This window comes from Rhodococcus sp. 4CII (genome assembly GCF_014256275.1).
GTDB classification, from domain to species: Bacteria; Actinomycetota; Actinomycetes; order Mycobacteriales; family Mycobacteriaceae; genus Rhodococcus_F; species Rhodococcus_F wratislaviensis_A.
The window spans coordinates 6,191,783-6,216,463 of sequence record NZ_JACCFE010000002.1; the positions used below are offsets into that span (position 1 = coordinate 6,191,783).

Sequence of the window (24,681 nt, forward strand, 5' to 3'; positions counted from 1 at the left end):
TTCGCATTTGCTGCCGTCGGGGCCCGCCTCCTGGGGCGCAGACGTGCATGAACCAGGCACTTCGTCAAGGCGGTAACGAATTGATAACGATTAACGTGAGGCTTTCCTCAGGTTCTTGGACGTCCTTGCACCGCCACGTCCAGCGACGACGCGATCTACCCGTCGGTCACTTCGCGGAAGGTCTGTGAGCGACATCACGCGATATTTCTCCGATGCGTGGCCGTGACACCCCTGCGGCTTTTGAACGTGAGGAAATCCTCATGATTCTGTGTCAACCTTGAGCAGCCCGGAACAGCTGATCAGAGCCGATACAGCAGGCACACGACGCCGAGGGCGGCAGACACTATCCCCACCTCCCCCCAGAGGGGACCAGGAGAGGACATACGCGTGACGATTGACGACACGACACCCGCAGGAAACGGAAGCAACTCGAAGGGTTCGCGGCGCATCGGCGTAGACCGGGACGACACTCGGTCGTCGAGCAAGGGCACCCTCGTGGATCGTCTGCTCGGAGGTGAGCCCTACGCGCTCGCCTTCGGCGGTCAGGGTGCGCCTTGGCTGAGCTCGCTCGAGGAACTGAGCCGCGACAACGGACTCGAGCCGGCACTTACCACGATCGTCAACGACGCGGCTGACTACCTCGCCCCCGTGGCGCAGGAACTCCTCGTCGTGCGCCCGGTCGGTTTCGACCCCATCGCATGGATCCTCGAGCAGGAACTTGCCGACGAAGAGGACGGCGCTCAGGCGGCCGGACCCTCGGCGGCCGCACTCACCTCGGCGGCGGTGTCTCTCCCCGGCGTCTTCCTCACCCAGATCGCAGCGCTGCGTGCGCTGGCAGCTCAGGGTCTCGATCCCGCGGTGACGGCTCCCGTGTCGGTGATCGGCCACTCCCAGGGGCTCCTCGCCGCCGAGGCCGTTGCCGCCTCCGGTCAGAAGGACGGCGAACTCCTCGCTCTCGCTCAGCTGATCGGTGCAGCCGCCGGTCTGGTCGGCCGTCGTCGCGGAGTGATCGCGGCCGCCGACTCCACCCCGATGCTGGCTGTCTCCAACGTCGACCCGGAACGGCTCCGTCAGATCGTCGCGGAGCTCGCGGAAGGTCTCGAGCCCGAGCGCGCTGCCGTCCTCGGCATCCGGAACGCCCGTCGTCGCGTCGTGCTGTCCGGCCCGCCGGCACAGCTGGCACGCGTCCAGCAGCGTTGCGAGCAGATCGAGGCCGACGAGGCCCGTGAGCGCGACGCCAAGAAGCGTGGCGGCTCCATCTTCGCGCCCGTCTTCGAGCCCCTCACCGTCGAGATCGGCTTCCACCACCCCGCGCTCGCGGAGACGATCGACATCGTCGGCCAGTGGGCCGTGCGCTGCGGTCTCGACGAGGAGAAGGCCCGCGCCCTCACGAGCGCCTGCCTCGTCGATCCCGTCGACTGGGTCGACGCCGTCGACGGCACCATCGAAGCCGGTGCCGCGTGGATCCTCGACCTCGGACCCGGTGACCTCCTCACCCGCATGACCTCGGCCGGCGTCCGCGGCCAGGGCGTCGGCATCGTCGCCGCCGCGACCCGTGGCGGCAACCGCAACCTCCTCACCCCGGGCGCAACCCCCGAGGTTCCCGCCGCATGGACCGAATTCCTCCCGAAGCCGGTGTCGCTGCCGGGCGGTCGCATCGGAGTCGAGACCGCCTTCACGAAGCTGACCGGTCGTTCGCCGATCCTGCTCGCCGGCATGACCCCGACCACGGTCGACCCGAAGATCGTCGCCGCAGCCGCCAACGCAGGCCACTGGGCCGAGCTCGCCGGCGGTGGCCAGGTCACCGAGCAGATCTTCGCCGACAACGTCGAGAAGCTCACCGGGCTGCTCGAGCCGGGCCGCGCCGTGCAGTTCAACTCGATGTTCCTCGACCCCTACCTGTGGAAGCTCCACGTCGGTGGCAAGCGCCTCGTCCCGAAGGCCCGCGCCGCGGGTGCACCGTTCGACGGCGTCGTCGTCACCGCCGGCATCCCCGAGCTCGAGGACGCCGTCTCGATCATCGCGGACCTCACCGAGGCCGGCTTCAGCTACGTCGCGTTCAAGCCGGGCACGGTCGCGCAGATCCGCTCGGTCATCCGCATCGCCAACGAGGTTCCCTCGTTCCCCGTCATCGCCCACATCGAGGGCGGCCGCGCCGGTGGCCACCACTCGTGGGAAGACCTGGACGACCTTCTCCTCGACACCTACGCCGAGCTGCGTACCCGGCCGAACCTGGTCCTCTGCGTCGGTGGCGGCATCGGCACGCCCGCGCAGGCTGCCGACTACCTGACCGGTCGCTGGTCCGTCGCGCACGGTTTCCCGGCCATGCCGTTGGACGGCATCCTGGTCGGCACGGCCGCCATGGCCACCCTCGAGGCGACCACCTCTCCCGAGGTGAAGCAGCTCCTCGTCGACACCCCCGGTACCCCGGACTGGGTCGGTGCGGGCACCGCCGAGGGCGGCATGGCCTCCGGCCGTAGCCAGCTCGGCGCCGACATCCACGAGATCGACAACGCCGCGTCCCGCACGGGTCGCCTGCTCGACGAGGTCGCCGGTGATTCCGACGCCGTGGCCGAGCGCCGCGACGAGATCATCGAGGCACTGAACGTCACGGCCAAGCCGTACTTCGGCGACGTCGCGACGATGACGTACGAGCAGTGGCTGCGCCGCTACCTCGAGCTGGCCGTCGGAATCGACGCGGCGAAGGCATTCGACTGCGGCTCCGACCTCCAGGACGCCATCACCGAGGCCTCCGAGAGCCCGTGGATCGACATCACCTGGCGTGCGCGTTTCGGGGAGATGCTGCAGCGCACCGAGTCGCGTCTGCACCCGGTCGACCGGGGTCCCATCCCCACCCTGTTCGCCGACGACGCGATCCTCGAGCGTCCCGAGGCCGCCATTTGCGCCCTGCAGGCACAGTTCCCCGACTACGCGACCACGGTTCTGCACCCCGCGGACGTCTCGTTCTTCGTCTCGCTCTGCAAGACCCCCGGCAAGCCGGTCAACTTCGTGCCCGTCGTCGACGGTGACGTCCGCCGCTGGTGGCGTTCCGACTCGCTGTGGCAGGCGCACGATCCCCGCTACACGGCCGACCAGGTCTGCATCATCCCCGGCACCGTCGCCGTCGCGGGCATCACCCGCGCCGACGAGCCCGTCGGAGAACTGCTGGACCGCTTCGAGAAGGCCACCTACGACGAGCTGGTCACCGCCGGTGCCGCGCCGCAGTCGCTGCTCGCGCGCCGTCATGCGGACATCGCCCGCGGTCTCCTGGACACCGTCCTGTCGGCTCCCGACATCCAGTGGGCCTCGCGCCTGACCCTGAACCCGGTTCGCCGGCTCGGTGACCTCGACAAGTGGTCGGTCGAGTCCGACACCCGCGCGGTCCACGAGACCACCGGTGCCGAGCTGTCCGTGATCGAGGACCGTCAGGTGCTCCTCACCGTTCCGCTGGTGGCCGGCAAGTCCGTCGAGATCACCATCACCGTTCCCGCATCCGTCGCCGACGGTGGCGCCCCCGTGGTCACCGAGGCCGACGCGGAGAAGTCGATGACGGCGCTCCTCGCGGTCGCCGCCGGTCAGGAACTGCCCGCCGTCAAGAACGGTGTCGCGCGGCTCAACCTGGCGTGGACGCCCGACCTGATCGCCGACCACGCCGGTGTCACCGGCTCGGGTCTGCCCACCACGCTGAGCGTCAGCGGCAAGGCTGTCCCGGACGTCGTCGTCGGTGCCTGCTGGCCCGCCGTGTTCGCCGTGCTCGGTGCCGCGAAGACCGAGGACTCGCTCTCCGTCATCGAAGGCATGCTGGACCTGGTCCACCTCGACCACAGCGTCGACTTCGTCGGCGGACTGCCGTCGGAGACCAGCATTCTCGTGGTCAAGGCCGAGGTCGCCTCGGTTCTCGACACCGACCTGGGCCGCGTGGTCGAGGTCAAGGTCGAGGTCGGCGCCATGCTCGGAGAGGGCCTGGACGCGCCTGCCGTCGTGACCCTGTCGGAGCGCTTCGCGATCCGTGGCCGCACCGGCAAGGGCGAACTGTCCGACCCGGCCCGCGCCGGTGGCTCGCTCAGTGACGAGGCCGTCGACACCCCGCGTCGCCGTCGCCGCGACACCACGATCGTCGCTCCCCGCAACATGGGCTCCTTCGCCCAGGTGTCGGGCGACCACAACCCGATCCACACCTCCGACAACGCGGCACTGCTCGCCGGACTCGGCAGCCCGATCGTGCACGGGATGTGGCTCTCCGCCGCCGCCCAGCAGGTCGTCACTGCCGTGGACCCGGCCGAGACCAAGACGCCGCCGCGTCGTCTCACCGCCTGGACCGCACGCTTCCTGGGCATGGTTCGTCCGGGCGCCGAGATCGACGTCCGTGTCGACCGCGTCGCCGTGGACCGTGGCGCCGAGATCGTCGAGGTCGGATGCCGCATCGACGGTGAACTGGTGATGGTCGCGACGGGTCGCACCGCGGCTCCGAAGACCGTCTACGCGTTCCCCGGACAGGGCATCCAGCGTCCCGGCATGGGCCTCGACGCCCGCGCCCGCTCCAAGGCCGCCCGCGAGATCTGGGACCGCGCCGACAAGCACACCCGTAAGGCCCTCGGCTTCTCGATCCTCGCCGTGGTCCGCGACAACCCGACGGTCGTCAAGGCCCGCGGTGTCGAGCACAAGCACCCGGACGGTGTCCTGCACCTGACCCAGTTCACCCAGGTCGCGATGGCGACCCTCGGTGTGGCGCAGGTCGCCGAGCTCCGTGAGTCCGGTGCCTTCGTCGAGGGTGCGCTGCTCGCAGGCCACTCGGTCGGTGAGTACAACGCTCTCGCCGCGGTCGCCGGTGTGCTGCCGCTCGAAGCGGTTCTCGAGGTCGTGTTCCAGCGTGGTTCCGCGATGCACGCACTCGTTCCCCGCGACGAGGCGGGCCGTTCCGACTACCGGATGGCCGCCATCCGCCCGTCGCAGATCGGTCTGGCCGACGACGACGTCGAGGCCTTCGTCGCCGGTGTCGCCGAGGCGACCGGTGAGTTCCTGCAGATCGTGAACCTGAACCTGCGTGGCTCGCAGTACGCTATCGCCGGTACGGTCGCCGGACTCAACGCGCTGGAGGTCGAAATCGACATCCGCCGTGAGGCTTTCGGTGGCAAGCGCGCCTACATCATGGTTCCGGGCATCGACGTTCCGTTCCACTCCACGGTGCTGCGTGGCGGTGTCGACGACTTCCGCGGCCGTCTCGAGGAACTGCTCCCCAAGGACATCGACCCGGCCATCCTGATCGGGCGGTACATCCCGAACCTGGTTCCCAAGCCGTTCTCCCTGAAGAAGGAGTTCGTGCAGGAGATCGCCGACCTGGTCCCGTCGAAGCCCCTCGACAAGGTGCTGAAGGACTTCGACTCCTGGGCGAAGAAGCCGGTCGAGCTCACCCGCGTGGTCCTCACCGAGCTCCTGGCCTGGCAGTTCGCCAGCCCGGTGCGGTGGATCGAGACGCAGGATCTGCTGTTCGCCGACGAGTCCGAGGGTGGACTGGGTGTCGAGCGGTTCGTGGAGATCGGCCTGGGCTCCGTCCCGACCGTCGCGAACCTCGCATCGCAGACCCTGAAGCTGCCGGGCCGCTTCGGCTACCCGGTCGAGGTCCTCAACATCGAGCGTGAAGCCGCCATCGTCTACTCCACCGACGTCGATCCGGCGCCGGTCGAGGACGACGAGCCGGAAGCTCCCGCTGCTGCGGCTCCCGCCGCTGCCGCTGCTGCTCCCGCGGCTGCGCCCGCTCCGGCGGCCGCACCGTCCGGTGGACCGCGTCCCGACGACATCGCATTCAAGGCCGCTGACGCGACCAAGGTCCTGATCAGCCTGTGGACCAAGCTCCGTCCCGATCAGGTCGGCCCCGTCGACACGATCGAGGCGCTGTGCGACGGCGTGTCCTCGCGGCGTAACCAGCTGCTCGTCGACCTCGGCTCCGAGCTCTCGCTCGGCGCGATCGACGGTGCCGCCGACGCCGACATGGGCTCGCTCGCCGGCACGGTCGACTCGCTGGCCCGCACGTACAAGCCGTTCGGCCCGGTGCTGTCCGACTCGATCAACGATCACCTCCGCAAGGTCTTCGGCCCCTCGGGTCGTCGTCCGGCGGCGATCGCGGACCGCGTGAAGAAGGTCTGGGACCTCGGCGACGGCTGGGCGTACCACGTCACCGCCGAGGTGGCCCTCGGAACCCGCGACGGCTCCAGCATCCGTGGCGGTGACCTCGGTGGCCTGGCCGGCGGCGGACTCGCCGACGGTGCCGCAGTGGACGCCGTCATCGACAGCGCGGTGGCCGCAGTGGCCTCGCGCCGCGGGATCAGCGTCTCCCTCCCGTCCTCGGGTGGCGGCGCCGGTGGCACCGTCGACGCGGCAGCGCTGGGTGAGTTCACCGAGCACATCACCGGTCGCGACGGCGTGCTGGCCTCGGCCGCCCGCCTCGTGCTCGAGCAGCTCGGGTTCGCCGGCGACACGGCGGCGGCAGCGCAGCCGTCCGACACCGAACTCGTCGACCTCGTGTCGGCGGAACTCGGTTCCGACTGGCCGCGACTCGTCGCTCCGGCGTTCGACGCCAAGCGTGCGGTGCTGCTCGACGACCGCTGGGCCAGCGCCCGCGAAGACCTGGCTCGTCTGTGGGTCGACGCGGCCGGCTCCGAGTCTCTCGAGATCGAAGGCTTCGCCGGTGCAGGCAAGTCCGTTGCGGCGCAGGCCGCTTGGTGGCAGGCCCGCGCAACCGACGAGGGTCGTACGGCCCTGGCGGAGAAGTACGGGCGCATCGCGGAGGCGGCAGTCGTCGTCACCGACGAGACCCCGGAATGGGCAGACCAGGTCGCCGTCGTCACCGGTGCCAGCAAGGGCTCCATCGCGGCCTCGGTCGCGGGCAAGCTCCTCGCCGGCGGCGCGACGGTCTTCGTGACCACCTCGCGTCTCGACGACAAGCGTCTCGGCTTCTACCGCGACCTCTACCGCCGCACGGCTCGCGCCGGCGCCGCCCTGTGGGTGGTTCCCGCGAACATGGCGTCCTACACGGACATCGACTCGCTCATCGAGTGGATCGGTGAAGCCCAGTACGAGACGGCCGGTGGATCGAAGAAGCTCGTCAAGGAAGCGGTCACCCCGACGCTGCTGTTCCCGTTCGCCGCGCCTCGCGTGGCAGGCGACCTCGCCGACGCCGGCGCCCGCGCCGAAATGGAGATGCGTGTTCTCCTGTGGTCGGTGGAGCGCCTCATCGGCGGGCTGTCGAAGATCGGTTACGACCGTGACGTCGACACCCACCTGCACGTGGTCCTGCCCGGTTCCCCGAACCGTGGTCTGTTCGGTGGCGACGGTGCGTACGGCGAGGCCAAGGCCGCGCTGGACGCAGTGGTCGGCCGCTGGAAGGCCGAGCGCAACTGGGCCGAGCGCGTCACCCTGGTGCACGCTCTCATCGGCTGGGTCCGCGGAACCGGACTCATGGGTGGCAACGACCCGCTGGTCGAGGCCGTCGAAGGCGCCGGTGTCCGTACCTGGTCCACCCAGGAAATGGCGACCGAACTGCTGCAGTGGTGCGAGCCCGAGGCCCGTCGCCTCGCCTCCACCGAGCCGCTCGCGGCCGACCTGACCGGTGGGCTCGCCCAGGCGAACCTGGACCTGCCCGCCCTGGCGAAGCAGGCTCAGGAAGCTGCCGCTGCCGCCGCCGAGGCGGACGAGGACGCGGACGCGCTCGACACGATCGCCGCACTGCCGGCCCCGCCGCGGGCCTCCGCGTCGGTGGCACCGGCCTGGTCCGGCGTCACTGCGGCTCCCGAGGACCTCGTCGTCATCGTCGGTGCCGGTGAACTCGGACCGTTCGGTTCCTCGCGCACCCGCTTCGAGATGGAGGTCGACGAAGAGCTCTCGGCGGCAGGCGTTCTCGAACTCGCCTGGAACACCGGACTCGTCGTGTGGGAGACCACGCCGTCCGCGGGCTGGTACGACGCCGAGACCGGGGAACTGGTTCCGGAGGCCGAGATCGCGGACCGGTACCACGATCGGGTCGTCGAGAACTGCGGCATCCGCCGCTACGCGGACGACGGCTCAATGATCGAGAACACGGCACCGCTGCTCACGTCGGTCTTCCTCGACAAGGACCTGAGCTTCGTCGTCAGCACCGAGGCGGAGGCACTGACCTTCGTCGAGTCGGACCCGGAGAACACAGTCGCGACGCCGGTTCCGGACAGCGGTGACTGGCAGGTCACGCGCCGCGCCGGCACCGAGATCCGCGTGCCCCGCAAGATGAAGCTCACGCGCAGCGTGGGTGGTCAGATCCCGACCGGATTCGACGTCACCAAGTGGGGCATCCCCGCCGACATGGCCGACTCCGTCGACCGCGTGGGCCTGTGGAACATCGTCGCCACGGTGGACGCGTTCCTCACCGGTGGGTTCACGCCCAGCGAACTGCTGCGGTGGGTGCACCCCTCGCTGGTCGCCAACACCCAGGGCACCGGCATGGGTGGCATGACCTCCATGAGGTCGCTGTACATCGACACGCTGCTCGGCGAGAACCGGCCGAACGACATCCTGCAGGAAGCCCTGCCGAATGTGATTGCGGCACACGTGGTCCAGTCCTACGTCGGCGGTTACGGCGCCATGGTCCACCCGGTTGCGGCGTGCGCCACGGCCGCGGTGTCCGTCGAAGAGGGCGTCGACAAGATCAAGCTCGGCAAGGCCCAGCTCGTGGTCGCCGGCGGGTTCGACGACCTCAGCGCGGAGGGCATCATCGGATTCGGTGACATGTCCGCCACGGCCAAGACCGACGACATGCGGGCCAAGGGCATCGACGACCGTCGATTCTCGCGGGCCAACGACCGTCGTCGCGGCGGGTTCGTCGAGTCGCAGGGTGGTGGCACCATCCTGCTGGCTCGCGGTGACCTGGCACTCGAGATGGGACTGCCCGTTCTCGGTGTGGTTGCCTACGCCGGCTCGTTCGCGGACGGTGTCCACACCTCGATCCCGGCTCCCGGAATCGGTGCGCTCGGCGCGGGTCGTGGGGGAGCGGATTCGCAGCTCGCCCAGTCCCTCGGCAAGCTCGGTGTGAGTGCCGACGACATCTCGGTGATCTCCAAGCACGACACCTCCACCGCGGCCAACGATCCCAACGAGGCGGAGCTGCACGAGCGCCTCGCCGGGGCACTCGGCCGCAGCGACGGTGCACCGCTGTTCGTCGTCTCGCAGAAGAGCCTCACCGGACACGCCAAGGGTGGTGCCGCAGCGTTCCAGCTGATCGGTCTCTGCCAGGTGCTGGACCAGGGCATCGTGCCTCCGAACCGCAGCCTGGACTGCGTCGACGAGAAGATGGCCGAGTTCGAACACCTCGTGTGGGCCCGGGAGCCGCTCCGCTTCGGCGAGCAGTTCCCGCTGAAGGCCGGTCTGCTGACCAGCCTCGGCTTCGGGCACGTGTCGGGCATGGTCGCGGTCGTGCACCCGCAGGCGTTCGTCGAGGCCGTCCCGGCCGACAGGCGTGAGGCGTACCTCGAGCAGGCACGCAAGCGCACCGTCGAGGGTCAGCGTCGCCTGGCCAAGGCCATGGTCGGTGGCGGCAGCCTGTACGAGCGTCCCGCGGATCGCCGCTTCGGTGGCGACAGTGTCCCGGCCGCAGCGTCCCGTCAGCTGGAGGCGGACGTCCTGCTCACCGAGGCCGCGCGCCTGGGAGCGGACGACGTGTACAGCTCCGGTCTGCCCGGCTGCAAGTAGGAACGACGGATGGGAGTTCTGGGGATCGGCTTCGATCTCGTGACGGTGTCGGAGTTCGCCGAGCAGCTGGACCGGCCAGGGACGGCAATGCTCGACAACTTCACACCGGGCGAGCGTCGGGACGCCGTGACCCGGAGCTCCGATCCGGCTAGACATTTCGCCGCCCGGTGGGCTGCGAAGGAGGCAGTGATCAAGGCTTGGTCGACGTCTCTCTTCGCCAGCCCGCCGGTGCTGCCCGAGATGATCCACCACCTCATCGAGGTGGTGACCGATGCGTGGGGACGACCGAGTATCCGCTTACGCGGAGACGTCGCCGCGCATCTGACGGATGTGAGGATTCACATCTCCCTCACCCACGACGGGGACATGGCCGGCGCGTTCGCCGTCATCGAGTCCCTGTAGGCGCCTCCGGCGCTCGTGCGCCCTTCTGGTAGCTCCGGCAACCAGAAGGGCGCACGAGCGCGTAGCGCCTAGGTGGTGCGCGATTCCTTTTCGGCGACCAGCAGGTACGCCACCATCAGCCGTTTGAGTTCGGCGACGGCGTCCGCGTGGCTCTGGTTGTCCTGCACCGAGAAGTTGAGCATCGAATACACGACGTGGACGAGCACCTCGGCCATCATCGTGCGCCGCTCCCGCGACGTCTGCGGGGTCAGCGGCGCGAGCATTCGCGAGACCTGTTCCGCGAACGCCTTCTCGTGGATGGCGCCGGTGGCGCGCGTCGACGGGGTCGACTGCATCGCCAGCCACACCTCCCGCCGGGACGGATCGGACGTCCACAACCCCGCCATGTGATCGACGAAGGAATTGAGGAACCGCAGCCAGTCGAGGGACGGGACCTCGCCGTTGAACTGGGCGATCTCGTGCTGCACCCCGACGAGGTCCTGCCGGTTGAGCTCGCAGACGATCACGTACTTGTTCGCGAAGAACTGGTAGAGCGTGCCGATCGGGACGTCGGCGCGTGCGGCGACCTCCTCGCAGGTGAACGATTCGAATCCCACGTCCACCAGCAACTCCCGCGACGCGGTGAGCAGCGCGTCGAACTTGCGGCGACTACGTTCCTGGGTCGGACGTCTGCGGGGCAACAGCTCCTGCGGGTCCGACTGCAGCTCCAACGCCGGGTCCACACGGCGCGGCGCTTGCTTGCTGACTGAAGACTCCACCGCCCCAGGCTATCCGTCTTTCGTCCGGATTCCGAAGATCCCTCCCGGTGACGCGTCAGGTTTCACCGGGAGGTGGCGACTCGTCGCACCGTTCTCCGGGGGAACATGGTGACGGCCCACAACGGGCGGTGCGGGCGATTCCGACCCGCCACAGTGGCGGCTCACGGACGGCTGACGAGTCGCAGCCGCCCGTGCGCCGGTCAGACGGACAGGTCCCGCCGCAGCTTCGCGACGTGGCCGGTGGCGCGGACGTTGTACTGGGCCACCTCGATCTTGCCGTCCTCGTCGACGAGGAACGTGGAGCGGATGACGCCCTGCACCGTCTTGCCGTACATCTTCTTCTCGCCGAACGCGCCCCACGCCTCGAGCGTGGTCTTCTCGGGATCGGAGAGGAGCGGGAAGGTCAGTTCCTCGGCGTCGCGGAACTTGGCGAGCTTCGCCGGCTTGTCGGGGGAGATGCCGACCACGTCCAGGCCGGCGCCGTTCAGGTCGGCGAGACTGTCGCGGAAATCGCAGGCCTGTTTGGTGCAGCCCGGCGTGCTCGCCGCCGGGTAGAAGTACACGACGACCTTGCGGCCGCGGTAGTCGGCGAGCGACACGTCGTTGCCGTCTGCGTCGGGCAGCGTGAAGGTGGGGGCGGTGTCTCCGGGGGCGAGTCTGTTGTTGTCGGTCACGAGAAGTCAGGCTACCGGGCAGGGGCGACCGTGAGCCGAAGCGCGATGGGGGCCGAAGCGCGATCGGGGGAGACGGAGTCGCAGGTCGCGTGTTCTCGTCTACGGTTGACGCAAGTGTGGGATCGCCGCGGTAGCGTCGCTCTCGCTGATCGAACAAGTCGAACAAGTTGGAGGACACGTGCCCAGGGACACCGAGAGCATCGAGCGTGAGATCGAGAACGCGCGTAATCAGCTCGCGAGCACTCTCGACGAATTGACGGTCCGCACCAACCCGAAGCGTCTCGTGGAGAACACGAAGCGGACGCTGATCGCCAAGCTGAACGAGCCGGCGGTCAAGTACGGACTGATCGCCGTGGGTGCGGTGGCAGGGCTCCTGGTGCTCCGCAAAGCGTTGCGCTGAACGACCCTCACGATCGAACGGGCCGTCGGATGTGAAGTTCGCAGTGACTTCACGTTCCGGCGGCCCGTTCGTCATCCGGCCGCCCCGCGCTCACGGTGGGATGTGGTGACACGAGAAAGGCCCCCATCCTGGTGAGAGGATGGGGGCCTTCGTGCAAGTGCGCCCACAGGGACTCGAACCCCGGACCCAGTGATTAAGAGTCACTTGCTCTACCAACTGAGCTATAGGCGCTCGCTCTTGCGAGACAGAACATTAGCGGGTCGCTTCTCGGGAATGCAAATCGCCTGGTGGCGACTCCCCGTCGCGACCCACTCCCGGGGGTGGCGCGTAACAAGAGCGCCCCTGGTCACGATTGATATTCGAACGTTATTGAGCGGCCCGGCGCTTGGTTGGAACCGGTCTCCAGTGGCTGGCATCATTGGAAACCACACGGTCTCGACGTGCCGATTCGTCTTGCGAAGGCGAGGGACGTGCCGGCTTGAACGTGAATTCGGAGCGAGGACGTGAAGTGGGGTTATCCATGGGTGTGGGGCGTGGCGGGCGCATGCGTGCGCGATCGGTGAGATCCGTCTCGAGGACGGCGACGATCGTGGCGGCATCACTCGTATTCGCAGTGTCGATCGCGGGGTGCACGGTCTCCGGTGCCGACGTCACGTCGGAAGGCGAGGCGCCGATCGATTCCAATCCGGTCACCGAGCTCATCAAGCCGAAGCTGACGGCGTCGGCCGTCGACGGTGCGGTGGGATTCTCACCGGGACAGCCGGTGACGGTGACGGTGGCCGACGGCACCCTGGCCGCGGTCACCATGTTCAACCCCGAGGGCGTGCCGGTCGACGGTGCAATCGCTCCCGACGGATTGTCCTGGGTCAACACCGAGCCGCTGGGTTACGACAAGAAATACCGGCTCGAGGTGAAGGCGAACGGCCTCGGCGGCGGCACCACCTCGACGTCCGCGTTCACCACCAGCGCGCCCGGCAACGTCACCAAGCCGTACGTGATGCCGTCCGAGGGTGACGTGGTGGGCATCGGTCAGCCGATCGCGGTCCAGTTCGACGAGAACATTCCGGACCGCAAGGCCGCCGAGGCCGCCGTCACGGTGACGACGAATCCGCCCGTCGAGGGTGCGTTCTACTGGGTCAACAACCGCGAGGTGCGGTGGCGTCCGCAGAACTACTGGGCGCCCGGCACCGCCGTCGACGTCAAGGTTGCCGTGTACGGACGCGATCTCGGTGACGGCCTGTACGGCCAGGAGGACGTCCACACCGCCTTCACCATCGGCGACGCCCTCGTCGCGACCGCGGACGACAACACCAAGCAGGTGACATTCGAGCGCAACGGCGAAGTGATCATGACGATGCCCACGTCGATGGGCAAGGACGACACCCCCACCGACAACGGTGTGTACATCATCGGCGACCGGTTCGCGAACCTCGTCATGGACTCGTCCACGTACGGCGTTCCGGTCAACTCCCCGCAGGGATACAAGACTCCCGTCGACTGGGCCACCCGAATGTCGTACAGCGGCATCTTCTTCCATTCGGCGCCGTGGTCGGTGGGCCAGCAGGGCTACTCGAACGCGAGTCACGGCTGCCTGAACCTCAGCCCGTCCAACGCGAAGTGGGTGTACGACAACACCAAGCGCGGCGACATCGTGATCGTGAAGAACACGGTGGGCGGCACGCTGTCGGGCACGGACGGTCTCGGCGACTGGAACATCCCGTGGGATGTCTGGAAGGCCGGCAACTCGAACGCCTGACCGGCGGGCGTCAGGCCAATCGCAAAGAAGAAAGCCCCCGGCCGAGGCCGGGGGCTTTCCGTATGGGGTGAGTGACGGGACTCGAACCCGCGACAGCCAGGATCACAACCTGGTGCTCTACCAACTGAACTACACTCACCATGTGCTTCAGGCACCGTCCGGAGGCGGTTACTTCGGCGAGGAAGATACTAGCGCGTCCGGTGCCCGAGAAGCCAATCGGTATCTCAGGCGGGCCCGAGTTCCTCGACAACTGCGGCGATGTCGCTGGTAGAGGGACCGGGTTCGGCCACGAACGCCGTCTTCCGGTAATACCGGAGTTCGCGGATCGACTCCTTGATGTCGGCGAGGGCGCGGTGGGCGAGACCTTTTTCGGGCTGACCGAAGTAGATCCGCGGGTACCAGCGCCTGCACAGTTCCTTGATGGAGCTGACGTCGATCATCCGGTAATGCAGGTAGGTGTCGAGGTCGGGCATGTCGCGGGCGATGAAACCGCGGTCGGTGGCGATCGAGTTCCCGGCGAGCGGCGCCGTCCCGGCGACCGGCACGTGTTCACGGATGTACGCGAGTACCTGCTGCTCGGCCTCGGCGAGGGTGACCGTGGATTTCCGGACCTCGTCGGTCAGCCCCGAGTTCTCATGCATCTTGGTCACCACGTCGGGCATCGCCGCGAGAGCCTCGTCGTCGGCGTGAATGACGATGTCGACACCCTCGCCGAGCACGTTGAGCTCGCTGTCCGTGACCAGAGCCGCGATCTCGATCAGCTTGTCGGTACCGAGCCGAAGGCCGGTCATTTCACAGTCGATCCACACAAGTTTGTCCTGCACCAGGAACACAGTAGTCACGTGGCCGACGGGATAAGGTCTGCGGTGGACACTTTCTCCCGATGTGTGTGATCCGAGGAGGGCTTGGATGACCCAGCAATCGCAGGACGGCGGCGCGACCTCGACCCCGGCGGAGAGGGCGGCTGCAGCGAGAGCGGCGGCGGCCGACGCGGCCCGGATCGCGGCGGAGGCAGCGGCCGCGGCTGAGGCGGCGGAGCGGGAGGCCCGGGAGGCGGAGGCTGCGGAGAACCACGCTCCCACAGGTGCTGCCGTCCCGTCCGGTGCCGCAGCGGGTATCGCGGCCGGATACTCGTCGGACGGCGCGGCGCTGGAGTTGGGCACCGTGGTTCTCGGCGGTGTGGTGAATCTGTCGGCCCGGGTGCGCATTCCGCTTGCGACGCTCAACCGGCATGGTCTGGTGGCCGGTGCCACCGGGACCGGAAAGACCAAGACGCTGCAGGTGATCGCCGAGCAGTTGTCGGCGGCAGGGGTTCCCGTCGTCATGGCGGATGTGAAGGGCGATCTGTCGGGACTGTCGCGGCCCGGCGAGACCGGCGAGAAGATCGCGGCACGAGCGTCGGAGACGGGCGACGGCGAGTGGCGACCGGCGGGATCCCCGGTCCAGTTTCTGTCACTCGGGACGGACGGCCTCGGCATCCCCGTCCGCGCGACCATCACCGCGTTCGGGCCCATCCTGCTCGCGAAGATTCTCGGGCTCAACGAGACTCAGGAATCCACCCTGGGGCTGATCTTCCACTGGGCCGACACCCAGGGCCTTGCCCTGCTCGATCTGAAAGATCTGAGATCGGTCATCGCCCATCTCACCAGCGACGCGGGCAAGGCTGATCTGAAGGGTATCGGCGGTGTGTCCCCGGCCACCGCGGGGGTGATCCTCAGGGCCCTGGTCAATCTCGAAGCGGACGGCGGCGACACGTTCTTCGGGGAGCCCGAACTCGAGACCGAGGACCTGCTCCGGGTGATCGACGGCGCGGGGGTGATCACGTTGTTCGAGTTGGGCGCTCAGGCGGCACGCCCGGCGCTGTTCTCCACCTTTCTGATGTGGGTGCTGGCAGACCTGTTCCAGACCTTGCCGGAGGAAGGTGATCTCGACAAACCCAAACTCGTCTTCATCTTCGACGAGGCCCACCTGTTGTTCGCGGACGCGTCCAAGGCGTTTCTGCAGCAGGTCGAGCAGACGGTCAAACTGATTCGGTCGAAGGGGGTCGGTGTCTTCTTCTGCACGCAGTTGCCGACGGACGTCCCGAACGCGGTGCTGTCGCAACTCGGCGCCCGAATCCAGCACGCGCTGAGAGCATTCACGCCGGACGATCAGAAGGCGCTGGCCAAAACGGTACGAACGTACCCGAAAACTGAGAACTACGACCTCGAGAGCGCGCTCACCTCGCTGGGTATCGGCGAGGCGATCGTGACCGTCCTGTCCGAGCGCGGCGCGCCGACGCCGGTGGCCTGGACGAGGATTCGGCCCCCGCGCTCGCTGATGGACACCATCGGCAACGACGCCATCAGGGCCGCGGCGTCGTCGAGTCCGCTGTCGGCGAAGTACGGGCAGACCGTCGACCGGGAATCGGCGTACGAGAAGCTCACGGCGAAGGTGGCCGGTGCGCCGGCCCCGGATCAGGGCCTCGACCTGCCGTCCCTGCCCGACCTGCCGCCACCGGCCGCGCAACCGGAGGGCCCCACCATGGCCGAGCAGATTCTCGGGAACTCGGCGGTGAAGAGTTTTCTCCGCTCGGCCGCGTCGGCCGCCGGCCGCGAGATCTCCCGCAGCATCTTCGGTACGGGCACACGCCGCAGGCGGTGAACTCGGGGGCTAGCTGCCCAGCTTCTTGTAGAACGTCCCGACGATCGGCGCGACCACCGCGCGTGGGCTGTACTGCCCGGCAACGGACATCGCCTTGCTGATGAGACCGGGCACGACGCGCATCTTGTTGTCCGCCAGACCGTCGAGCGACACCTTGGCGGTGTATTCGCTGGAGATCCACAGGAAGTCGGGCACCAGCCTGTCCACGATCGACGCGTCCGCCGGATCGGGCTCCTCGGTGCGGACCGGGCCGGGCGCGAGCAGCGTGACGTTCACCCCCGTCCCCTTGAGTTCGCCGCGCAGCGACTCGGAGAACGTATTGACGAACGCCTTGCTGGCCGCGTACGTGGCGTTGTGGGGGATGGGCATGTTGCCTGCCGCGGAACCGACCATGAGGATGGCGCCGGACCTGCGGTCGATCATCCCGGGCAGCACCGCGAGCGTGAGGTCGTGCACCGCAACGGCGTTGAGTTCCACCTGGGCCCGTTCGTACGCGGGGTCGAGTCCGGCGACGGGACCGAACGTGGCGATGCCGGCGTTGTTGCACAGCACGCTGATCTCACGACCGGCCAGTTCGGTGACGAGGGCGGCCCGCGCGTCGCGATCCGACAGATCGCACGCACGCACGTCGACCTCGACGCCGTACTTGTCACGCAGGGTCGCGGCGAGTGACTCCATCACCTCGCCGCGGCGCGCGACGAGGACGAGGGAGTGGCCCCGGGAGGCGAGATCGGTGGCCAGCGCCTCGCCGATTCCGGACGAGGCACCGGTCACGACGGCGCGGGCACTGGGAGTGGGGTTCGGCAAGCTCACGGTCAGCAGCGTAGTGCGTCAGATGCGGGCCGCGAGCCGGGTGCCCTGCTCGATGGCACGTTTGGCGTCGAGTTCGGCCGCGACGTCGGCGCCGCCGATGACGTGGGTGGTGACGCCGGCAACGGTCAGTTCGTCGACCAGGTCACGCACCGATTCCTGCCCCGCGCAGATCACGACGTTGTCGACGGCGAGGGTGCGCGGCTTCTCGCGCTCGGCGCCGAACGTGATGTGCAGGCCGTCGTCGTCGATGCGTTCGTAGTTGACCCCGGACAATTCCTGCACGCCCTTGTTCTTCAGTGCGGCCCGGTGCACCCAGCCGGTGGTCTTCGCGAGACCGGCGCCGATGCGGCCGCTCTTGCGTTGCAGCAGGTACACCTCACGCGGCGACGGCTCCGGGATCGGTGTGGTGAGGGCGCCTGCCGCGGCCTCGGGTTCGGTGACACCCCACTCCTGCTTCCACTCCTTCAGATCGAGGGTCGGGGAGTGCTCGTGGGTGAGGAATTCGCTGACGTCGACGCCGATCCCGCCGGCGCCGATCACCGCGACCGACCGCCCGACGGGGGCGCCGCCCCGCACGACCTCCGGATACGTGAGGACCTTCGGGTGGTCGATCCCGGGAATGGACGGAACACGCGGCGTCACGCCGGTCGCGACGATCACCTCGTCGTATTCGCCGACCAGGTCGGTCGCGGTGACCCGGGTATGGAGCCGCACATCGACGCCGGCCAGCGGGAGTTGCCGGTTGTAGTACCGGATCGTCTCCGCGAACTCCTCCTTGCCGGGGATCTTGCGGGCGATGCCGAACTGGCCGCCGATCTCCGAATCGGCCTCGAACAGTGTCACCGCGTGGCCGCGCTGCGCCAGGCCGAGCGCCGCGGACAGTCCCGCGGGGCCGGCGCCGACGACGGCGACGCGCTTGGCCGTCCGGGTGGGGGAGAGCGTCAGTTCCGTCTCCCGGCCGGCACGCGGGTTCAGCAGGCACGACACGTGCTTGCGTACGAACGCGTGATCGAGGCAGGCCTGGTTGCAGGCGATGCACGTGTTGATCTCGTCGGGGGTACCCGCCTCGGCCTTCCGGACCCAGTCGGGGTCGGCGAGCATCGGGCGCGCCATCGAGATCAGCTGCGCGTCACCGCGGGTCAGGATCTCCTCGGCGACCTGCGGCATGTTGATCCGGTTGGATGCGGCGACCGGGATGGTCACGTGTTTCTCGAGCTTGCCGGTGATGTCGGCGAACGCGGCCCGCGGCACCGACGTCACGATCGTGGGAACACGGGATTCGTGCCAGCCGATGTCGGTGTTGATGACGGTCGCGCCCGCGGCTTCCACTTCCCGTGCCAGCGAAACGATCTCGTCCCACGTCTGACCGCCCTCGACGAGGTCGGCCATGGACAGACGGAAGATGATGATGAAGTCCGGGCCCACCGCCTCGCGGGTGCGGCGGACGATCTCGACGGCCATCCGACGGCGGTTCTCGGGAGTGCCGCCCCACTCGTCGGTGCGCTTGTTGGTGCGCTCGCACAAGAACTGGTTGATGAAGTAGCCTTCGCCGCCCATGATCTCGACGCCGTCGTAGTTCGCCTGTTGCGCGAGCCGCGCGCAGCGCACGAAGTTGCGGATCTGCCAGCGCACGCCGCGGCCGGTGAGTGCGCGGGGCCGGAACGGGTTGATCGGCGCCTTGATCGACGAGGCGGAGACGCTCAGCGGCTGGTAGCTGTACCGGCCGGCGTGCAGGATCTGCAGGGCGATCTTGCCGCCCTCGTCGTGCACCGCCTTCGTGATCGCGCGATGCCTGCGGGCCTCGACCCGGTTGGTGAGCTTGGCGCCGAACGGCAGCAGCCAGCCGGTCCGATTGGGCGCGTACCCGCCGGTGACGATCAGCGCGACACCTCCGCGGGCCCGCTCGGCGAAATATTCGGCCAGCCGGGGGACGTCTTTGGCGCGATCTTCGAGCCCGGTGTGGATGGAACCCATGATCACGCGGTTCTTCAGCGTCGTGGAACCGAGGTCGAGGGGGGCGAGGAGCTGCGGGAACTGTGTCACGGGCGGCGTGTCCTTACTGTGCGAGCGCGTCGAGTACTTCTTGGCACCAGTCGGCGAAACCCTCTTCGACGCGGATTCCGCCGCGCAGGACGAGGTACTGGTGCAGGGCCGCCCCGGAGAGCTGGTCCGGTGCGGGGAAGTCGCGTTTTTCGATCATGCGGTAGACCTCGAGCCGGGCGGCGTGGCCGTCGCGGTGGCGGGCCACCTCGGCGGTGAGTGCGGCTATGTCACCGTGCCGAGCGGCGCGGATCTTCACTGCCAGCTCGTTGCGCAGGTGATTGGGCTCGGTCGGCTCGGCGATCCAGCGTTCGAGTTCCGCGCGCCCGGCCGCACTGACCCGGTACACCTTCTTGTCGGGTCTGCCGTCCTGCGCCACGACCTCGGCGTCGACCCAGCCGGACTCGTCCATGCGTTTGAGGACGCGGTAGATCTGCTGGTGGGTGGCGCTCTGGAAGAAGCCGATGGACTTGTCGAACCGGCGCGCCAATTCGTAGCCCGAGCCGGAGTGCTCGGTCAGCGAGACGAGGAGCGCATGTTCGAGTGCCACGAACAGCAGTATGTATGCAACGAGGTGCGTATGCAACTGAGTGCACACTAAAGTCTCCCGGCCGAACGGGACGTTCGTCGCGTCGGACCGCACGAATGTGCCGTTCGCTCGCATAGGCTCGCGGGCATGAGCACCGACGTTCGTCCGCCGGCCGGGATCGGCGAGGCCGCGACGCGCAGACAGGTCGTCGCGTGGGGGTTGTGGGACTGGGGTTCGGCGGCCTTCAACGCCGTCATCCTCACGTTCGTCTTCTCCGTGTACCTGACGGACGCCGTGGGGGAGGACCTGCCGGGATCGATCTCCGCGAGCACGTGGCTGGGATGGTCGCTCGGCATCGCCGGATTCCTCATCGCGGTGCTCGCACCCGTCACCGGTCAGCGATTCGACGCCGCGGGGCGCCGCAAATGGGCGCTCGGCGTCCTCACCTTCGCGACCGTCGGCTGCATGGCGGCGATGTTCTTCGTCCGCGACTCGTACCAGTACCTCTGGCTCGGGCTGGTGCTGCTGGCCGCTGGTTCGGTGATCTTCGAGTTGGCCGGCGTCCCGTACAACGCGATGCTCAGGCAGGTGTCGACGCCGTCGAACATCGGCCGGGTGTCGGGGTTCGGGTGGGCGATGGGCTACTTCGGCGGGATTGTGCTCCTACTGCTGTGCTACTTCGGGTTCATCGCCGGTGACGGCGACACCCGGGGATTCCTCGGGCTCACCACCGACGGCGGACTGAACATCCGGATGGTGGCCGTGCTGGCCGCGGTGTGGTTCGCGGTCTTCGCGATTCCGGTGCTGCTGAAGGTTCCGGAACTGCCCCGCACGAACGCCGATCCGGGGGCCGACAATGCCGGTTTCGTCGAGTCGTACCGGGTGCTGTGGCGCGACCTGCGCGACCTCTGGGCCGCCGACCGCCGCACCGTCTACTTCCTGGTGGCGAGTGCGTTGTTCCGGGACGGGCTCGCCGGCGTCTTCACGTTCGGCGCCGTCCTGGCCGTCAACGTCTACGGCATCGGCGCGGGGGACGTGCTGCTGTTCGGAGTCGCGGCCAACGTCGTCTCCGCGCTGGGTGCGCTCACCGCGGGCCGGTTCGACGACCGGATCGGACCGAAAACCGTGATCGTGACCTCCCTGTCCGCGATGATCGTCGTCGGTGTCGTCCTGATGGCGGTCTCGGGTCCGGCCATGTTCTGGCTGTTCGGGCTCCTGCTGTGCCTGTTCGTGGGTCCCGCGCAGTCCTCGGCGCGCACCTTCCTCGCCCGGATCACCCCGCCCGGCCGGGAAGGGCAGATGTTCGGCCTGTATGCGACCACCGGTCGCGCCGTGTCGTTTCTGGCGCCGACCCTGTTCGGATTGTTCGCCTGGTGGTTCGCGGCAGACCGCGCCGGGATCCTCGGCCTGGTGATCGTGCTGGCGATCGGACTCGCCGCACTGACGGTGGTGAAAGCGCCCGAACGCGATTAGCGCTTCGCGCGACGATCGTCGTCGATCCGGAGTTTGTCCGGAAACAGCCTCCGCTGGGTCAGCCAGCCCGCCGCCGCCACGACGACCCAGATCACCGCGGCGAAGAATTGCTGGGCGCCCTCGTTCGGATCCTCGAGGAACCGCAGCGGGCCGATGGCCAGGCCGAGTCCGGTCAGCATCATGCTGGCTCCGCCGAGAGCGGTGAGCCAGAGCAACGCCCGCGCGCGGTACCGGTCGGCGATGAAACCGCAGGCGACGGCGAGCGCGACGATCACGATTCCGCTGAGGAGCCAGTTGGCGTCGTCGGGTTGCAGCACACGACTGAGCTTCGCCCCGATCACGGCGCCGGCGATGATGCCGAGAAAGAATGCGGCGAACTTGAAGATCAGGGTGGTGGCCACCCATGCCACGACCGCACTGATCGCCGCGACCAGAAACGTCGTCCCGAGCGACAGCGACAGCAGATCGGCGAGGAGCCAGCCGAGACCGAATCCCGAGGCGAGCACGGCGACGTGGAGTGAACCGACTCCGGCGAAGCACAGAACCGCGCCGACCAGAAGGATTGCGATGCCACTCATGGTGCCCTCCCAGGGTGCACGAGACGCGTAGTGCCATCAAACCAGAACGATCGCCCCGTCGAGGGGAACAGCAGATTTCAGCCCGGTGCCGTTCCGGTGCGGGTCAGGATCGCCTCCGCGAGGGCGTCGGGCCGCTGCTCCGGGATCCAGTGCGTGGCGCCGTCGAGGACGACGAACTCGTAGGGCGCATCGACGAACTCGCCGCACCGCTGGGCTCCCGCACGGCCCAGCGCCGTGTCGCCGGTGCTCCAGACGTACGTCGTGGGAACGGTGACGGCGGGTGTCTCCGCGAAGTCGCTCGTCATCGCGCGGTACCAGTTCAGCGCGGCGGTCAGCGCTCCCGGTTCGCTCAGCACGGCCACATGCTCGTCTACGAGGTCCGGCGCGACGACGTCCCCGAACATCGCGCGCAGCGCCTCTGCGTCGTCGCGGAGCAGGACCCGTTCGGCCTTGCCTTCCATTCGCAGAAGGCGGATGTACGAGGAGCGTTCCTTCTGATCGGCGTCCTCGCGCAACGCCCAGCCGAACGCGGCGGGATGGGGCACCGAGACGGTGGTGAGCGTCCGGATCCGGTCGGAGTGCCGTGCAGCCACGACCCATGCCACGGCAGCGCCCCAATCGTGGCCGACGAGATGCGCCGTGTCGAGGTCGAGGGTGTCGAGGAGCCCGATGACGTCCGCGACGAGGTGGTCGATCCGGTAAGAGTCCACACCGCCTGGCCGCGCACCGGGCGAATATCCGCGCTGGTTCGGCGCGTACGTCCGCAGACCGGACTCGTTCAGCAGGGCGCTGACCGGCAGCCAGGACGCGGCGCTTTCCGGAAACCCGTGCAGCAGAACGACGGGGGCGCCGTCGGCGGGACCGCTGATAGTGACGTCGAACGTCAGGTCGCCGAGAGCGATGTGGGTGTGGTCGGAGGGTGACGGCATGCCCCCACCGTACGGCTGCGGCCCTAGTTCGTTCCGGGGTTCCACTCGCTCATGCCGAGCATGATCAGGCGCAGTTGCTTCTCCGCGCGGGCCACCACCTCGGCCTCGCTTCGGCTTCCGGGGCGGTCGGCCTCGAGCAGGTCGACGACGACGGCGAACATGGTGGACACGATCAGGTCGGCGGCCGTCTCTAGGTCGTCGTGGTCCCAGGCCTGCAGGCCGTCGATGCGCGACAGGTCGACCGTGAGTTCGCTGACGAACAACGTCATCTCGGTCGCGATCGCCCGACGGACCTCGGGGACGCCGCCGTAGCGTTCGCGGCTGAGGAATCGGAACTGCGCCTCGTGGGTGCGAACCTGCCGCACGAGGATGTCGAGGGAAGCGCCGGCGCTCTTGGTGCTCGGGGTGCGCCGGGCGTCGCGCAACATCTGCCGCAGGATCCGCATGCCCTCCTCGACGAGCACCACCCCGAGTTCCTCGATGGACGCGAAGTGGCGGTAGAAGGCGGTGGGGACGATTCCCGCGGTGCGGGCGATCTCGCGCAGGCTGACGCCGGCGAAACTGCGGTCTGCCATGAGTTCGAGCGTGCCGTCGAGAAGTGCCTTTCTCGTGCGCTCCTTGCGGGCTGCCCTGCTCTCGGGTTCGGCGCCTGTCGACTGACTCACGGCAGTGAGTGTAGGCGCGGTGGTGTCCGCGCCCGCCGGGTCCGGGTGCTGGTGCTCGTCGTCGGGCATGTGTATCCGACCCCCGCCTCGGGTGTGCGTGCCGTCACATTTCGATTGACAGCTACCTGTCTCCCTCTGTCACACTATTGTCAGTGTACAACCGTGCACTCAAACGGAGGAGGCTGACGTGTCAGTTGCCCACACCAGTCGTCCGGCGGAGGGACGCAGGTTCTCGCTGCTGTCGTTGTTCGAGGCGATGGCCACTCCGCACCAGCTCGACCGCTACCTCGAACTCGTCACGCCCATGGTCACCGTGCGCGATCTCCGCGCCGAGGTGGTCCAGGTCCGGCGGTCCACCGCCGACACCGTCACCCTCACGCTGCGCCCCACGCGCCAGTGGCGCGGATTCCGTGCAGGACAGTTCGTGCAGGTGGGGGTCGTGATCGACGGGGTGCGGCACACCCGCTGCTACTCGCCCGCCAATGCACAGGCGTCCACCGACGGACACGTCGAACTGACGGTCAAGGCGCATCCCGGGGGGCTGGTCTCGCAGTACCTGCACGCCCACGCGAGCCCCGGCCTCGTGCTCGACCTGTCTCAGGCGGCGGGCGAATTCACCCTGCCGTCCCCTCGTCCGCGTCGCCTCCTGCTGGTCAGTGGAGGCAGCGGAATCACGCCGGTTCTGTCGATGCTGCGCACGCTCGTCGACGAGCAGCACGTCGGCAGCATCACTTTTCTGCACTACGCGTACACCGAGAAGGACGTCGCCTACCTCGACGAGTTGCGTGAACTCGCCGAGGCGCACACCAACGTCTCACTCGTGCTGGCGTACACCGATCAGGACGCCGGCGGGCATCTCCACGGATTCTTCGGTCAGGAGCATCTCGACGCCGTCGCGCCCTGGTACGCCGACGCCGAGACCTACCTCTGCGGCCCGCCCGGACTGATGCGCGGTGTCCGCGAGGTGTACCGCGATCTCGGCATCGAGGACCGGCTGCACACCGAGGAGTTCGCGCCCGCGGCAGCCCCGGTGGACGGCGAGGCCGGCGGCGAGGTGACGTTCGCGGCCAGCGGTGTCACCGCCGACAATTCGGGGGCGACGCTGCTCGAACAGGCGGAGGCCGCCGGGCTCCATCCCGAATACGGGTGCCGGATGGGGATCTGCTTCTCCTGCACCACGACGAAGAAATCGGGATGCACCAAGAACGTCCGCACCGGCGACACCGACGCCGATCCGGACAAGGCGATTCAGCTGTGCGTCTCGGTTCCGGTGGGCGACGTCGCCCTCGACATCTGATTTTCACTCG

General features: G+C 68.3%; 16 protein-coding genes and 2 tRNA genes. 7 read left to right on the forward strand and 11 right to left on the reverse strand.

Going from position 1 to position 24,681, the window contains the following annotated elements; translation table 11 throughout:
- Positions 1-387 precede the first annotated feature (387 nt).
- Both H0B43_RS29460 and H0B43_RS29465 read left to right on the forward strand, forming a co-directional pair.
- The gene (locus H0B43_RS29460) at positions 388-9,714 is read left to right on the forward strand and encodes a type I polyketide synthase (protein ID WP_185724705.1); all 9,327 of its coding nucleotides are present in this window, start codon (positions 388-390) and stop codon (positions 9,712-9,714) included.
- Positions 9,715-9,723: 9 nt separating this feature from the next.
- On the forward strand, positions 9,724-10,116 hold the full coding sequence (locus tag H0B43_RS29465) for a holo-ACP synthase (protein ID WP_185724704.1): 393 nt from the start codon (positions 9,724-9,726) through the stop codon (positions 10,114-10,116).
- A 68-nt stretch (positions 10,117-10,184) separates the two neighbouring features.
- Here the strand turns inward: H0B43_RS29465 and H0B43_RS29470 are convergent, their stop codons facing one another.
- Together H0B43_RS29470 and bcp are read right to left on the reverse strand one after the other, a co-directional pair.
- The gene (locus H0B43_RS29470) at positions 10,185-10,874 is read right to left on the reverse strand and encodes a TetR family transcriptional regulator (protein ID WP_072947030.1); all 690 of its coding nucleotides are present in this window, start codon (positions 10,872-10,874) and stop codon (positions 10,185-10,187) included.
- Between the two features lie 200 nt (positions 10,875-11,074).
- A complete protein-coding gene (gene bcp / locus H0B43_RS29475; RefSeq protein ID WP_185724703.1) occupies positions 11,075-11,548 on the reverse strand; it encodes a thioredoxin-dependent thiol peroxidase in 474 nt (157 codons plus the stop codon).
- A 178-nt stretch (positions 11,549-11,726) separates the two neighbouring features.
- Here bcp and H0B43_RS29480 point away from each other — a divergent pair, with 178 nt between their 5' ends.
- Complete coding sequence (locus tag H0B43_RS29480) at positions 11,727-11,948, forward strand: DUF3618 domain-containing protein (RefSeq protein ID WP_037236402.1); 222 nt, start codon at positions 11,727-11,729, stop codon at positions 11,946-11,948.
- A gap of 158 nt (positions 11,949-12,106) precedes the next feature.
- Here the strand turns inward: H0B43_RS29480 and H0B43_RS29485 are convergent.
- Positions 12,107-12,179: transfer RNA gene (locus tag H0B43_RS29485), tRNA-Lys, on the reverse strand.
- Positions 12,180-12,468: 289 nt separating this feature from the next.
- On the opposite strand from H0B43_RS29485, the gene H0B43_RS29490 reads away from it, so the two are divergent.
- Positions 12,469-13,704, forward strand: coding sequence for an Ig-like domain-containing protein (locus tag H0B43_RS29490; protein WP_185724702.1), 1,236 nt, complete (start codon positions 12,469-12,471; stop codon positions 13,702-13,704).
- Between the two features lie 63 nt (positions 13,705-13,767).
- Here H0B43_RS29490 and H0B43_RS29495 read toward each other — a convergent pair.
- A tRNA-His gene (locus H0B43_RS29495) sits at positions 13,768-13,843 on the reverse strand.
- A gap of 85 nt (positions 13,844-13,928) precedes the next feature.
- Positions 13,929-14,528, reverse strand: a complete 600-nt coding sequence (gene orn, locus H0B43_RS29500) for an oligoribonuclease (protein WP_185729751.1) — start codon at positions 14,526-14,528, stop codon at positions 13,929-13,931.
- 85 nt (positions 14,529-14,613) lie between these two features.
- Between orn and H0B43_RS29505 the strand changes: the two genes are divergently transcribed.
- Complete coding sequence (locus H0B43_RS29505) at positions 14,614-16,347, forward strand: helicase HerA-like domain-containing protein (protein WP_185724701.1); 1,734 nt, start codon at positions 14,614-14,616, stop codon at positions 16,345-16,347.
- A 9-nt stretch (positions 16,348-16,356) separates the two neighbouring features.
- Here H0B43_RS29505 and cmrA read toward each other — a convergent pair whose 3' ends face one another.
- Genes cmrA through H0B43_RS29520 form a run of 3 tightly spaced genes read right to left on the reverse strand, consistent with a single transcriptional unit; the run spans position 16,357 to position 19,750 of the window.
- A complete protein-coding gene (gene cmrA, locus H0B43_RS29510) occupies positions 16,357-17,160 on the reverse strand; it encodes a mycolate reductase (protein ID WP_185724700.1) in 804 nt (267 codons plus the stop codon).
- A gap of 18 nt (positions 17,161-17,178) precedes the next feature.
- Positions 17,179-19,203 carry an NADPH-dependent 2,4-dienoyl-CoA reductase gene (locus H0B43_RS29515; protein WP_185724699.1) on the reverse strand — a complete coding sequence of 675 codons (2,025 nt, stop codon included), beginning with the start codon at positions 19,201-19,203 and terminating at the stop codon, positions 17,179-17,181.
- Between the two features lie 13 nt (positions 19,204-19,216).
- On the reverse strand, positions 19,217-19,750 hold the full coding sequence (locus H0B43_RS29520) for a PadR family transcriptional regulator (RefSeq protein ID WP_185724698.1): 534 nt from the start codon (positions 19,748-19,750) through the stop codon (positions 19,217-19,219).
- Between the two features lie 126 nt (positions 19,751-19,876).
- Between H0B43_RS29520 and H0B43_RS29525 the strand changes: the two genes are divergently transcribed.
- On the forward strand, positions 19,877-21,202 hold the full coding sequence (locus tag H0B43_RS29525) for an MFS transporter (protein ID WP_185724697.1): 1,326 nt from the start codon (positions 19,877-19,879) through the stop codon (positions 21,200-21,202).
- On the opposite strand, the gene H0B43_RS29530 is transcribed toward H0B43_RS29525, so the two are convergent.
- From H0B43_RS29530 to H0B43_RS29540, 3 genes are all read right to left on the reverse strand, one after another.
- Entirely contained in the window at positions 21,199-21,780 is a 582-nt protein-coding gene (locus H0B43_RS29530; protein WP_185724696.1) for a DUF4203 domain-containing protein, read from the reverse strand. The two genes, H0B43_RS29525 and H0B43_RS29530, sit on opposite strands and share 4 nt — an antisense overlap.
- A 77-nt stretch (positions 21,781-21,857) precedes the next feature.
- Positions 21,858-22,709 (reverse strand): alpha/beta fold hydrolase, encoded by an 852-nt coding sequence (locus H0B43_RS29535; RefSeq protein ID WP_185724695.1) that lies wholly within the window; start codon positions 22,707-22,709, stop codon positions 21,858-21,860.
- A gap of 23 nt (positions 22,710-22,732) precedes the next feature.
- The gene (locus tag H0B43_RS29540) at positions 22,733-23,443 is read right to left on the reverse strand and encodes a TetR family transcriptional regulator (RefSeq protein ID WP_185724694.1); all 711 of its coding nucleotides are present in this window, start codon (positions 23,441-23,443) and stop codon (positions 22,733-22,735) included.
- Between the two features lie 118 nt (positions 23,444-23,561).
- Between H0B43_RS29540 and H0B43_RS29545 the strand changes: the two genes are divergently transcribed.
- Positions 23,562-24,671, forward strand: coding sequence for a ferredoxin reductase (locus H0B43_RS29545; RefSeq protein WP_185724693.1), 1,110 nt, complete (start codon positions 23,562-23,564; stop codon positions 24,669-24,671).
- Positions 24,672-24,681 lie beyond the last annotated feature (10 nt).